The sequence below is a fragment of the Pseudomonas sp. P5_A12 genome (genome assembly GCF_056400685.1).
Window position 1 is genome coordinate 1 of the sequence record NZ_JBFUKU010000163.1, and the last position, 12861, is coordinate 12861.

Sequence of the window (12861 nt, forward strand, 5' to 3'; positions counted from 1 at the left end):
GATTCGTACCGGCAAGGCCCACCCAAGCATTCTGGGTAGCGTGATGGTGCCGTATTACGGCGCAGACACTTCCATTACCCAAGTGGCCAACATCACGGTAAAAGACTCCCGGACCCTGCAGGTCGTCGCGTTTGAGCGCAACATGCTCGCGGCCGTCGACAAGGCGATCCAGAGTGCTGGCCTGAACCTCAATCCGACCAACCTGGGTGAGTTGCTGCTGATCTCCATGCCTGCCCTGACTGAAGAAACCCGCAAGGGCTTCACCAAGCAGGCGCGTAGCGCAGCTGAAGATGCTCGTGTTGCCGTGCGCAACATTCGTCGCGATGCCCTGGGTGACCTCAAGAAACTGGTCAAAGACAAGGAAATCAGCGAAGACGAAGAGCGTCGTGCTGCTGCTGATATCCAGAAGCTGACTGACAAAGCTGAGGCTGACATTGATGCGGCCACCAAGCAGAAAGAAGCCGACCTGATGGCCGTATAAGGGTCGCCTTTTCATGGAAAAGATCAAGCAGACTGTGCCGTTCGCGGTGCCGCGCCATGTCGCGATCATCATGGATGGAAATAATCGCTGGGCGAAGAAGCGCTTTATGYCGGGTGTCGCCGGGCATAAAGCGGGCGTGGATGCGGTTCGTGCGGTGATCGAGGTGTGCGCCGAGGCCAAGGTTGAGGTGTTGACCTTGTTCGCCTTTTCCAGTGAGAACTGGCAGCGCCCGGTAGATGAAGTCAGTGCCTTGATGGAGTTGTTCTTCAAGGCATTGCGTCGCGAGGCCAAGCGCCTCAATGAAAACAACATCAGTCTGCGCATCATCGGTGATCGCTCGCGCTTTCATCCCGAGCTTCAGGCTGCCATGCGTGAAGCTGAAGCGATGACCGCCGGTGCCAACCGCTTTATCCTGCAGATCGCCGCCAATTACGGTGGTCAGTGGGACATTGCGCAGGCCGCTCAGCGTCTGGCACGGGAGGTTCAGGCCGGGCATCTGCGTCCGGAAGACATCACCCCTGAATTGCTGCAAACCTGTCTGGCGACCGGCGATCTGCCGTTGCCGGACTTGTGCATCCGTACCGGTGGCGAGCACCGCATCAGTAACTTCCTGTTGTGGCAGCTGGCTTACGCCGAGTTGTACTTCTCCGACCTGTTCTGGCCGGACTTCAAACACGACGCCATGCGAAACGCGCTGGCCGATTTCGCTTCTCGTCAGCGCCGCTTCGGTAAAACGAGCGAGCAGGTCGAGGCTGGAGCCCGGGTTTAATGCTTAAACAACGAATCATCACCGCACTGATCCTGCTGCCGATCGCTTTGTGCGGGTTTTTCCTGCTTGAAGGTTCCAGCTTTGCGTTGTTCATCGGGTTTGTAGTGACGCTCGGCGCTTGGGAATGGGCGCGGCTGGCCGGCTTCACTGCTCAGCCGATTCGCGTTGCCTTTGCCGTTGTCGTCGCGTTGATGCTGTTTGTCATGTACATCCTGCCGGGGTTGGCGCCTTGGGTGCTGGGCGCTTCAGTGCTCTGGTGGGGTGTGGCGACTTATCTGGTGCTGACATACCCGCGCTCCAGCGAGCGCTGGGCCGGCGCCGCCAGTAAACTGGTGATCGGTTTGCTGATCCTGCTGCCAGCCTGGCAAGGCTTGGTCCAGATCAAGCAGGAGCCCCTGGGGAACTGGCTGATCATGGCGGTGATGGTGTTGGTCTGGGGTGCCGATATTGGCGCGTACTTTTCCGGGCGTGCCTTTGGCAAGCGCAAGCTGGCGCCGCAGGTCAGCCCTGGCAAGAGCTGGGAAGGCGTGTACGGCGGTTTGCTGTTGAGTCTGGTGATTACGGCGGGTGTCGGTTTAGTGCGCGACTGGAGTTTCGCCCAGATGCTGATGGGGTTGATCGGTGCGGCAGTAATCGTCTTCATTTCGGTGGTGGGTGACCTCACCGAGAGCATGTTCAAGCGTCAATCGGGCATCAAGGACAGCAGCAACCTGCTGCCGGGGCATGGTGGTGTCCTGGATCGAATCGACAGCCTGACGGCTGCGATTCCGGTGTTCGCCGTGCTGTTGTGGATGGCCGCACCGTGAGCCGCCCACAACAGATTACTGTCCTGGGGGCGACCGGTTCGATTGGTCTGAGTACCCTCGACGTGATTGCTCGTCATCCGGCGCGTTACCAGGTTTTCGCCTTGAGCGGGTTCACTCGCCTGAGCGAGCTGTTGGCCTTGTGCGTGCGTCATACGCCGCGGTTTGCTGTTGTGCCGCAAGCGAGTGCTGCCCGAGCCTTGCAGGATGATTTGCGCGCTGCTGGTCTCTCGACTCGTGTGCTAGTGGGGGAGGAGGGGCTGTGTCAGATTGCTTCCGATCCTGAAGTCGATGCAGTCATGGCGGCCATCGTTGGCGCGGCGGGCTTGCGTCCGACCCTGGCGGCGGTCGAGGCCGGCAAGAAAATTCTGCTGGCTAACAAAGAAGCGCTGGTGATGTCCGGGGCGCTGTTCATGCAGGCTGTGCGCAAAAGCGGTTCGGTACTGCTGCCGATCGACAGTGAGCACAACGCGATTTTCCAGTGCATGCCGCAGGATTTCGCCCGTGGGCTTGGTGCGGTCGGCGTGCGTCGGATTCTTCTGACCGCCTCTGGTGGTCCGTTCCGACAGACACCAATGGCCGAACTGGCGCATGTTACCCCTGACCAGGCGTGTGCTCATCCGAACTGGTCTATGGGGCGCAAAATTTCGGTCGATTCGGCCAGCATGATGAACAAGGGGCTCGAGTTGATCGAGGCCTGCTGGTTGTTCGACGCCAAGCCGTCTCAGGTCGAAGTCGTGATTCACCCTCAGAGCGTGATTCATTCTCTGGTCGACTACATCGATGGTTCGGTGCTGGCCCAGTTGGGCAATCCGGATATGCGCACGCCGATCGCAAACGCCCTGGCCTGGCCGGAGCGTATCGACTCGGGCGTGGCGCCGCTGGACCTGTTTGCCATTGCGCGTCTGGATTTCCAGGCCCCCGATGAAGAGCGTTTCCCTTGCCTGCGCCTTGCGCGTCAGGCTGCGGAGGCTGGTAATAGCGCGCCGGCGATGCTCAATGCTGCGAATGAAGTGGCTGTTGCGGCGTTTCTCGACGGGCGGGTTCGCTACCCGGAAATCGCGAGTATTATCGAGGAAGTGTTGAACCTCGAGCCTGTCGTTGCGGTGGCTGATCTCGAGGCGGTGTTTACGGCCGACGCGAAGGCGCGAGTTCTGGCCGGGCAATGGTTGAGTCGTCACGGGCGATAAGTGCTGCAATACGTTGGTCCATGCGGCACTGAATAGGATTGCGGAGAAAGTAGATGAGCGCGCTCTATATGATTGTCGGCACCCTGGTGGCTTTGGGTGTGCTGGTTACCTTCCACGAATTCGGCCATTTCTGGGTCGCACGTCGCTGTGGGGTCAAAGTGCTGCGTTTCTCCGTAGGCTTCGGCATGCCGCTGCTGCGTTGGCACGACAAGAAGGGTACTGAGTTTGTCGTGGCTGCCATTCCGTTGGGTGGCTACGTGAAGATGCTCGATGAGCGGGAAGGCGAAGTGCCGGCCGATCAGCTCGAGCATTCCTTCAATCGCAAATCTGTCCGTCAGCGTATCGCCATTGTGGCTGCAGGTCCGATCGCCAATTTCCTCTTGGCAATGGTGTTTTTCTGGGCGTTGGCGATGCTCGGCACCGAGCAGGTGCGGCCGGTCATCGGCGCAGTCGAGTCCGGCAGTATTGCTGCCCGGGCCGGATTGAGCGCGGGTCAGGAAATCATTGCCATTGACGGTGAGCCGACTTCCGGCTGGGCGGCGGTGAATCTGCAACTGGTTCGTCGTCTTGGCGAGAGTGGTTCACTTCAATTATTGGTGCGTGAGCAGGGCTCCACCACGGACTCTCCTCGCGAGCTTGCGCTGGATAAATGGCTCAAGGGGGCTGACGAACCGGATCCGATTCGTTCGTTGGGTATTCGTCCGTGGCGTCCGGCGCTGCCTCCCGTGTTGGCCGAGATCGATCCGAAAGGGCCGGCGCAGGCCGCGGGTCTGAAGACCGGTGACCGGTTGCTGGCTCTCGATGGCAAGGCGCTGGATGACTGGCAGCAGGTAGTCGACACCGTCCGTATGCATCCGGATACCAAAATCATGCTGCGCGTCCAGCGCGACGGTGCTCAAATCGACGTCCCGGTTACGCTGGCCGCTCGTGGCGAGAGCAAGGCACCTACCGGTTATATGGGCGCTGGGGTGAAAGCGGTCGATTGGCCGCCAGAGATGATTCGCGAAGTCAGTTACGGCCCAGTGGCCGCGATTGGCGAGGGTGCACGCCGCACCTGGACCATGAGCGTACTGACCCTCGATTCGCTCAAGAAAATGTTGTTCGGTGAGCTCTCGGTAAAAAACTTGAGTGGACCGATAACCATTGCTAAAGTGGCGGGCGCTTCTGCCCAGTCGGGCGTTGCTGACTTCCTGAATTTCCTTGCATATCTGAGTATTAGCCTGGGGGTTCTGAATTTGTTGCCCATTCCTGTACTGGATGGGGGGCATCTGTTGTTTTATCTGATTGAGTGGGCGCGTGGTCGTCCCTTGTCGGATCGGGTGCAGGGTTGGGGGATACAGATCGGTATCAGTTTGGTGGTCGGGGTGATGTTGCTCGCTCTGGTCAATGATTTGGGCCGTCTGTAACACTTCGCTGAATTGCGAATCTGCCGCATTTTGCGGCAGTTTGTTTATTGCCAGTTGGAATAAGAAAGGACTTCATGAAACGTCTGCTGCTAACTGCGGTTCTCACCGTATTGATGATCGCCGAAGTTCACGCCGAGTCCTTCACTATCTCTGATATTCGCGTCAATGGCCTCCAGCGGGTCTCCGCGGGTAGCGTCTTTGGTGCTTTGCCGTTGAACGTCGGTGAACAGGCGGATGATCGTCGCCTGGTGGAATCCACTCGTGCGTTGTTCAAAACCGGGTTCTTTCAAGATATCCAGCTGGGCCGTGATGGCAACGTCCTGGTCATCACGGTAGTCGAGCGCCCGTCGGTCGCCAGTATCGAGATCGAAGGTAACAAGGCGATCTCCACTGAAGACCTGATGAAAGGCCTCAAGCAATCCGGTCTGGCTGAAGGCGAGATCTTCCAGCGTGCTACCCTTGAAGGTGTACGTAACGAGCTGCAACGCCAATACGTCGCCCAAGGTCGCTACTCGGCCACTGTGGACACTGAAGTGGTGCCGCAACCCCGTAACCGTGTCGGCTTGAAGGTCAACATCAACGAAGGCACCGTCGCGGCTATCCAGCACATCAACGTGGTGGGTAACACCGTCTTCCCTGAAGAAGACCTGATCGACCTGTTCGAGCTGAAGACCACCAACTGGCTGTCGTTCTTCAAGAACGACGACAAGTACGCGCGTGAAAAGCTTTCCGGTGACCTGGAGCGTCTGCGCTCCTACTACCTGGACCGTGGCTATATCAATATGGATATCGCTTCGACCCAGGTGTCCATCACCCCGGACAAGAAGCATGTCTATATCACCGTCAACATCAACGAAGGCGACAAGTACACCGTTCGTGACGTCAAGCTGAGCGGTGACCTGAAAGTCCCGCAAGATCAGATCACTTCCCTGCTGCTGGTTCAGAAAGGCCAGGTGTTCTCGCGCAAGCTGATGACCACCACCTCGGAATTGATCACCCGCCGCCTGGGTAACGAGGGGTACACCTTCGCCAACGTCAACGGCGTGCCTCAGCCCCATAATGAAGACCATACCGTCGACATCACCTTCGCTGTGGATCCGGGCAAACGTGCTTACGTCAACCGTATCAACTTCCGTGGCAACACCAAGTCCGAAGACGAAGTGCTGCGCCGCGAAATGCGCCAGATGGAAGGCGGTTGGGCTTCGACCTACCTGATCGATCAATCCAAGACGCGTCTTGAGCGCCTGGGCTTCTTTAAAGAAGTGAACGTCGAAACCCCGGCTGTGCCAGGTGTCGATGACCAGGTTGACGTGAATTACGGCGTTGAAGAACAGGCTTCCGGTTCGATCACGGCCAGCATTGGCTTCGCACAAAGTGCCGGTCTGATCCTCGGTGGTTCGATCACTCAGAACAACTTCCTGGGTACCGGTAACAAGGTCAGCATCGGCTTGACCAAAAGCGAATACCAGAGCCGCTATAACTTCGGTTATGTCGACCCGTACTGGACTGCTGACGGTGTGAGCCTGGGTTACAACGCTTTCTATCGCACCACCAACTACGATGATCTCGATGTCGACGTAGCAAGCTATGCCGTAGACAGCCTGGGTGCTGGTGTAAGCGTCGGTTACCCGATCAGCGAGACATCGCGACTGACCTTTGGTCTGAGTGCACAGGAAGACAAGATCAAGACCGGTCAATACACCGTCGACGAGATTTTCGACTTTGTTAACACTGAAGGCGATCAGTATCTGAACTTCAAGGCGTCGGCTGGCTGGTCCGAGTCCACCCTGAATAAAGGCGTATTGGCGACCCGTGGTCATTCTCAAAGCTTGACGGCGGAAGTCACCGTGCCGGGCAGCGATCTGTCGTTTTTCAAGCTCGATTACCGTGGTCAGTTGTTCCAGCCTTTGTCTGAAAACTACACCATGCGCCTGCACACTGAATTGGGGTATGGCGATGGGTACGGCTCGACCAATGGCTTGCCGTTCTATGAAAACTACTTCGCTGGTGGTTTCAACTCGGTGCGTGGCTTCAAGGACARTACTTTGGGCCCCCGCAGTACGCCGAGCCGTGGCGTGAACGAAACCGGTAACGCAGGCACTCTTGCTGACCCGGATCAGGATCCACTGCCGTTCGGCGGCAACGTCCTGATTCAAGGTGGTGCAGAGCTTCTGTTCCCGCTGCCGTTCGTCAAGGATCAACGTTCCCTGCGCACCTCCGTATTCTGGGATGTGGGTAATGTGTTCGACTCCAAGTGCGAGCAGACCACCAATACCAACCCTCAGTCGAAGTCCAATACGCAATGTAACGATGTCAGCTTCAGCGATATGGCCAGCTCCGTGGGTGTAGGTGTTACATGGGTTACTGCGCTGGGGCCGCTGAGTTTCGCACTGGCCTTCCCGGTAAAAGAACCGGATAACTCTGAAACTCAAGTGTTCCAATTCTCTCTTGGCCAGACGTTCTAAGCGTCTGACCCAAAATAACGACAATGGATTTTGTAGGAGTGCATCGTGCGTAAGTTGACTCAATTGGTTCTCCTCGCAACCGTACTGGTAGCAGGTCCGGCTTTTGCCGACATGAAAATCGCCGTTCTGAACTATCAGATGGCTCTGCTGGAATCCGATGCGGCCAAGAAATACGCCGTGGATGCCGAGAAGAAGTTTGGTCCGCAACTGACCAAGCTCAAGACGCTGGAAAGCAGTGCCAAAGGCATTCAGGATCGTCTGATGGCCGGTGGCGACAAGATGCAGCAAGGCGAGCGTGAGCGCCTTGAGCTCGAGTTCAAGCAAAAGGCTCGTGACTTCCAGTTCCAGTCCAAGGAACTGAACGAAGCCAAAGCTGTTGCCGACCGTGAAATGCTGAAGCAGCTCAAGCCGAAACTGGATAGCGCTGTGGAAGAAGTCATCAAGAAAGGTGCTTTTGACCTGGTCTTCGAGCGTGGCGCAGTGATTGATGTCAAACCTCAGTACGACATCACTCGCCAGGTTATCGAGCGCATGAATCAGCTGAAGTAATCATGACAGCGACTATAAAGCTCGGCCAGTTGGCCGAGTTCCTCGGCGCCACGCTACGTGGCGACCCGGAGAAAGAAATTACTGGGCTGGCCACTTTGCAAGAGGCTGGCCCAGCTCAGTTGAGCTTTCTCGCAAACCCTCAATACCGTAAATACCTGGCAGACAGCCGGGCCGCAGCATTGTTGCTGAAGGCCGCTGATGCCGAAGGTTTTTCCGGTGATGCACTGTTGGTGCCTGATCCTTATCTGGCCTACGCGCGTATTTCCCATTTGTTCGATCCCAAGCCCAAGGCGCCTGCCGGTATTCACCCGACAGCGGTAGTGGCAGCGGACGCGGTAGTTGATCCTGCGGCGAGCATCGGCGCCTTTGCCGTGATCGAAAGCTGTGCGCGTATTGCCGCGGGTGTGACCATTGGTGCTCATTGCTTCATCGGTGCCCGCTGCGAGATTGGTGAAGGTGGCTGGCTGGCCCCGCGGGTCACGCTGTACCACGACGTACGCATCGGCAAACGAGTGGTCATTCAGTCAGGTGCCGTGCTCGGTGGCGAAGGTTTCGGTTTTGCCAACGAGAAAGGTGTCTGGCAGAAAATCGCCCAGATCGGTGGTGTGCTGGTCGGTGACGATGTGGAAATTGGCGTGAATACCGCTATTGATCGCGGTGCGTTGGCAGATACCGTTCTTGGCAATGGTGTGAAGCTCGACAACCAGATCCAGATCGCTCACAACGTTCAGGTTGGTGATCACACCGCCATGGCCGCCTGTGTGGGGATCTCCGGCAGTACCAAAATTGGCAAGCATTGCATGCTCGCTGGTGGTGTAGGGCTGGTGGGACATATCGAAATTTGCGACAACGTTTTCATCACCGGGATGACCATGGTGACCCACTCGATTACCGAAAAGGGTTCCTATTCTTCCGGTACGGCAATGCAGCCAGCAGCCGAGTGGCGCAAAAGCGCGGCTCGCATCCGTCAGCTCGATGACATCGCGCGGCGTCTGCGACAGCTGGAAAAGCGTGTAGGGGAAGTGACCCCTGACGGTAATGATTCATCAGATGGCTGATACCATTTCCATATCAAGTGTGCACAGCCGTTAGACTGCCTGCTTGATTTGCTAGAGGGGCGTGTGTCAGTCGCGCGCTCCCAATCTTTACATAGGCTTCCCCCCGAAATGATGGACATCAACGAGATTCGCGAATACCTGCCTCACCGTTACCCGTTCCTGCTGGTGGACCGGGTAGTGGAGCTGGATGTTGAAGGCAAGCGCATTCGCGCCTACAAGAATGTCAGCATCAACGAACCGTTCTTCAATGGTCACTTCCCTGCGCATCCAATCATGCCAGGCGTACTGATCATCGAGGCGATGGCTCAGGCTGCCGGGATCCTTGGTTTCAAAATGCTCGACGTGAAACCGGCGGACGGCACCCTTTACTACTTCGTGGGGTCTGACAAGCTGCGCTTCCGTCAGCCAGTGCTGCCGGGCGATCAGTTGATCCTTGAAGCCAAGTTCCTGAGCTGCAAGCGTCAGATCTGGAAGTTCGAATGCCAGGCTTCGGTCGACGGCAAACCAGTCTGCTCCGCTGAAATCATCTGCGCGGAACGCAAGCTATGAGTTTGATTGACCCTCGCGCAATCATCGATCCGACGGCCGTTCTGGCCGACGACGTCGAGGTCGGCCCATGGTCGATCRTCGGCGCAGGTGTGGAAATCGGCGAGGGAACAGTGATCGGGCCACACGTGATTCTCAAAGGCCCGACCCGAATCGGTAAGCACAACCGCATCTACCAGTTTTCGTCGGTAGGTGAGGATACGCCCGATCTGAAATACAAAGGCGAAGAAACCCGTCTGGTCATCGGTGACCACAACGTCATCCGTGAAGGTGTGACGATTCATCGCGGGACGGTTCAGGACCGTTCGGAAACGACTCTGGGCGATCACAACCTGATCATGGCCTATGCCCACATCGGCCACGACAGCGTTATCGGCAACCACTGCATCCTGGTCAACAACACTGCGTTGGCCGGGCATGTGCACGTTGAAGACTGGGCGATCCTCTCCGGTTTCACCTTGGTACACCAGTATTGCCACATTGGCGCCCACAGCTTTTCCGGCATGGGGACTGCCATCGGCAAGGACGTTCCAGCGTACGTCACGGTATTCGGTAACCCCGCCGAGGCCCGCAGCATGAACTTCGAGGGCATGCGTCGTCGTGGTTTCAGCGAAGACGCGATCCACGCACTGCGTCGTGCCTACAAGGTGGTTTATCGCCAGGGGCTGACGATCGAGCAAGCGCTCACCGAACTCGCCGAACCTTCGGATCAGTTCCCGGAAGTCGCGGTGTTCCGTGATTCCATCCAGTCTTCGACTCGCGGCATCACCCGTTAATCATGGCTAATCTGCGTATTGCGCTGGTAGCGGGTGAGGCTTCCGGCGACATTCTGGGCGCGGGCCTCATGCGTGCACTCAAGATTCAGCATCCGGCGGTGGAATTTATTGGTGTCGGTGGCCCGTTGATGCAGGCCGAAGGGCTGACCTCGTACTTCCCCATGGAACGGCTATCGGTCATGGGCCTGGTGGAAGTGTTGGGGCGACTGCGTGAACTGCTGGCGCGTCGCAAAAAGCTGATCGCCGACCTGATCGCCGAAAAACCGGACGTGTTCATCGGTATCGATGCCCCGGACTTCAACCTCAATATCGAGCTCAAGCTGCGTCAGGCCGGGATCAAGACCGTGCATTACGTCAGCCCATCGGTGTGGGCGTGGCGGCAGAAGCGCGTGCTGAAGATTCGCGAAGGCTGCGACCTGATGCTGACGCTGTTCCCGTTCGAAGCGAAATTCTATGAAGAGAAGGGCGTGCCGGTGCGGTTTGTCGGGCACTCCCTGGCTGATGCGATTCCGCTTGAGGCTGATCGCGCCGCCGCGCGGGCTGAGCTTGATTTGCCGGACGGTCCGCTGGTTGCACTGATGCCTGGCAGTCGTGGTGGCGAAGTGGGCCGACTCGGCGCGTTGTTCCTCGACACCGCCCAGCGCCTGCGCGCCTTGCGTCCGGGAGTACGATTCGTCATGCCGTGCGCCAGCCCTGAACGCCGGGCACAGCTTGAAGAGTTACTGGCCGGTCGGGATCTGCCGCTGACCTTGCTCGATGGCAAATCCCATCTGGCATTGGCGGCGTGCGACGCGGTGTTGATCGCTTCCGGTACGGCTACCCTTGAAGCGTTGCTGTACAAGCGGCCGATGGTGGTGGCGTATCGACTGGCGCCACTGACGTTCTGGATTCYCAAGCGAATGGTGAAAAGTCCTTACGTTTCCTTGCCGAACCTGCTGGCCCAGCGCCTGTTGGTGCCCGAGTTGCTGCAGGACGACGCGACGGTAGAAGCCCTTGCACAAACACTTTCACCCTTGATCGAAGATGGCAAGGAACAAACTCGCGGCTTCGACGAAATCCACCGTACCTTGCGCCTGGACGCCTCCAATCAGGCGGCGGACGCAGTACTGAACCTGATCGGCAAACCACAATGAGCAAAACCAGCATTCAGATGGGCCTGGACTTCACCCTGGTCGCCGAAGTCGAAGACCTCGTGGCCGGGGTCGACGAAGTCGGTCGTGGCCCGCTCTGCGGTGCCGTGGTCACGGCTGCAGTGATTCTCGATCCAAACCGCCCGATCCTCGGCCTGAATGACTCAAAGAAACTCACCGAAGCCCGCCGCGAAAAGCTCTACGACGAAATCTGCGAAAAAGCCCTGAGCTGGTGCATCGCTCGGGCCGAAGTCGAAGAAATCGACGAACTGAACATCCTGCACGCCACCATGCTGGCGATGCAGCGCGCGGTCGAAGGCCTGCACATCCAGCCGAAACTGGCGATGATCGACGGCAATCGCTGCCCCAAACTGTCGATGCGCGCTGAAGCGGTGGTGCAGGGCGACGGTAAGGTCCCGGCCATTGCCGCGGCGTCGATTCTGGCCAAGGTCAGCCGCGACCGTGAAATGGCGGCGTTTGAACTGATTTACCCGGGTTACGGCATCGGCGGGCACAAAGGCTATCCGACGCCCGTTCATCTGGAAGCGCTGGCCCGCCTGGGGCCTACCCCGATTCACCGCCGCTCGTTCGCCCCGGTGCGTCTGGCGTACGAGGCGCGGGAAAGTCTGATCGAGAGTTAGTCGCAAGGCTGATGTTTTACTCAGGGCCCGGTACAATCCGGGCCTTGTTGTTTTCATGACATAACGCAGGATCACTATGCCGGCTTCATTCGTTCATCTACGCCTGCACACTGAATATTCCCTGGTCGACGGTCTGGTGCGGATCAAACCGCTGGTCAAGACCCTGGTCGGCATGAACATGCCAGCCGTAGCGGTTACTGATCAGAACAACATGTGTTCCCTGGTCAAATTCTATAAAGCCTCCATGGGGGCCGGGATCAAGCCGATCTGCGGTGCCGACTTGTGGCTGTCGAACAAGGATCCGGACAACGCGCTGAGCCGTATCAGTCTGCTGGCCATGAACGCTGTCGGCTATCGCAACCTGACCGAACTGATCTCTCGTGGTTTCATCGACGGCCAGCGCAATGGCTCGGTCATCATAGAGCGTGAGTGGGTGGCCGAAGCCAGCGAAGGCTTGATCATGCTGTCCGCTGCGAAAGAGGGCGAAATCGGCTTGGCCATGCTCAGTGGCAACCCGGCCGAGGCGGAAAACCTCGCGCGCGAATGGATGACAGTGTTCCCGGATCGCTTCTACCTGGAAATCCAGCGCACCAGTCGTCCCAACGATGAAGAGCAGTTGCACGGCGCCGTGGCCCTGGCCGAGAAAATCGGCGCGCCACTGGTCGCGACCAACGACGTGCGTTTCATCAAGCAGGAAGACTTCGCCGCGCACGAAACCCGCGTTTGCATCGGTGAGGGCCGCGCCCTCGACGATCCGCGGCGTTCAAAGAATTACAGCGACCAGCAATACCTCAAAAGCGCCGAGGAAATGGCCGAGTTGTTCAGTGACTTGCCCGAGGCGCTGGAAAACACGGTCGAAATCGCCAAACGCTGCAATATCGAAGTGAAGCTGGGCAAGCACTTCCTGCCCAACTTCCCGATTCCCGATGGCATGACCATCGATGAGTATTTCCGCAAGGTGTCCTTCGATGGTCTGGAGGATCGACTGACCGTTCTGTTGCCCAAGGACACCACTGAAGACTATGAGGCCAAGCGTCAGGTCTACGT

General features: G+C 58.0%; 13 protein-coding genes. All 13 read left to right on the forward strand.

Annotated elements, in window-relative coordinates; translation table 11 throughout:
• A partial coding sequence (frr, locus tag AC1DSG_RS19970; protein ID WP_477792424.1) for a ribosome recycling factor occupies nt 1–481 on the forward strand: 481 nt, incomplete at its 5' end.
• Between the two features lie 13 nt (nt 482–494).
• Complete coding sequence (gene uppS / locus AC1DSG_RS19975; RefSeq protein WP_477792425.1) at nt 495–1250, forward strand: polyprenyl diphosphate synthase; 756 nt, start codon at nt 495–497, stop codon at nt 1248–1250.
• Nucleotides 1250–2056: a phosphatidate cytidylyltransferase gene (locus AC1DSG_RS19980; RefSeq protein ID WP_477792426.1), complete on the forward strand. Its 807-nt coding sequence runs from the start codon at nt 1250–1252 to the stop codon at nt 2054–2056. The genes uppS and AC1DSG_RS19980 overlap by 1 nt, the downstream gene beginning before the upstream one ends.
• Nucleotides 2053–3243, forward strand: a complete 1191-nt coding sequence (gene ispC, locus AC1DSG_RS19985) for a 1-deoxy-D-xylulose-5-phosphate reductoisomerase (protein ID WP_477792427.1) — start codon at nt 2053–2055, stop codon at nt 3241–3243. Before AC1DSG_RS19980 ends, ispC begins: the two co-directional genes overlap by 4 nt.
• A gap of 53 nt (nt 3244–3296) precedes the next feature.
• Nucleotides 3297–4649, forward strand: a complete 1353-nt coding sequence (gene rseP / locus AC1DSG_RS19990) for a sigma E protease regulator RseP (RefSeq protein ID WP_477792428.1) — start codon at nt 3297–3299, stop codon at nt 4647–4649.
• A gap of 74 nt (nt 4650–4723) precedes the next feature.
• The gene (gene bamA / locus AC1DSG_RS19995; RefSeq protein WP_477792429.1) at nt 4724–7114 is read left to right on the forward strand and encodes an outer membrane protein assembly factor BamA; all 2391 of its coding nucleotides are present in this window, start codon (nt 4724–4726) and stop codon (nt 7112–7114) included.
• Between the two features lie 45 nt (nt 7115–7159).
• Complete coding sequence (locus AC1DSG_RS20000) at nt 7160–7663, forward strand: OmpH/Skp family outer membrane protein (protein WP_008028980.1); 504 nt, start codon at nt 7160–7162, stop codon at nt 7661–7663.
• 2 nt (nt 7664–7665) lie between these two features.
• Nucleotides 7666–8721 (forward strand): UDP-3-O-(3-hydroxymyristoyl)glucosamine N-acyltransferase, encoded by a 1056-nt coding sequence (lpxD, locus tag AC1DSG_RS20005; RefSeq protein WP_477792430.1) that lies wholly within the window; start codon nt 7666–7668, stop codon nt 8719–8721.
• Nucleotides 8722–8829: 108 nt separating this feature from the next.
• Entirely contained in the window at nt 8830–9270 is a 441-nt protein-coding gene (gene fabZ, locus AC1DSG_RS20010) for a 3-hydroxyacyl-ACP dehydratase FabZ (protein WP_128607522.1), read from the forward strand.
• Complete coding sequence (gene lpxA / locus AC1DSG_RS20015) at nt 9267–10043, forward strand: acyl-ACP--UDP-N-acetylglucosamine O-acyltransferase (protein WP_477792431.1); 777 nt, start codon at nt 9267–9269, stop codon at nt 10041–10043. Before fabZ ends, lpxA begins: the two co-directional genes overlap by 4 nt.
• A 2-nt stretch (nt 10044–10045) precedes the next feature.
• Nucleotides 10046–11176, forward strand: coding sequence for a lipid-A-disaccharide synthase (gene lpxB, locus AC1DSG_RS20020; RefSeq protein WP_477792432.1), 1131 nt, complete (start codon nt 10046–10048; stop codon nt 11174–11176).
• 11 nt (nt 11177–11187) lie between these two features.
• The gene (gene rnhB, locus AC1DSG_RS20025; RefSeq protein WP_170219102.1) at nt 11188–11814 is read left to right on the forward strand and encodes a ribonuclease HII; all 627 of its coding nucleotides are present in this window, start codon (nt 11188–11190) and stop codon (nt 11812–11814) included.
• Nucleotides 11815–11890: 76 nt separating this feature from the next.
• On the forward strand, nt 11891–12861 hold a 971-nt coding region (locus tag AC1DSG_RS20030), incomplete at its 3' end, for a PHP domain-containing protein (RefSeq protein WP_477792433.1).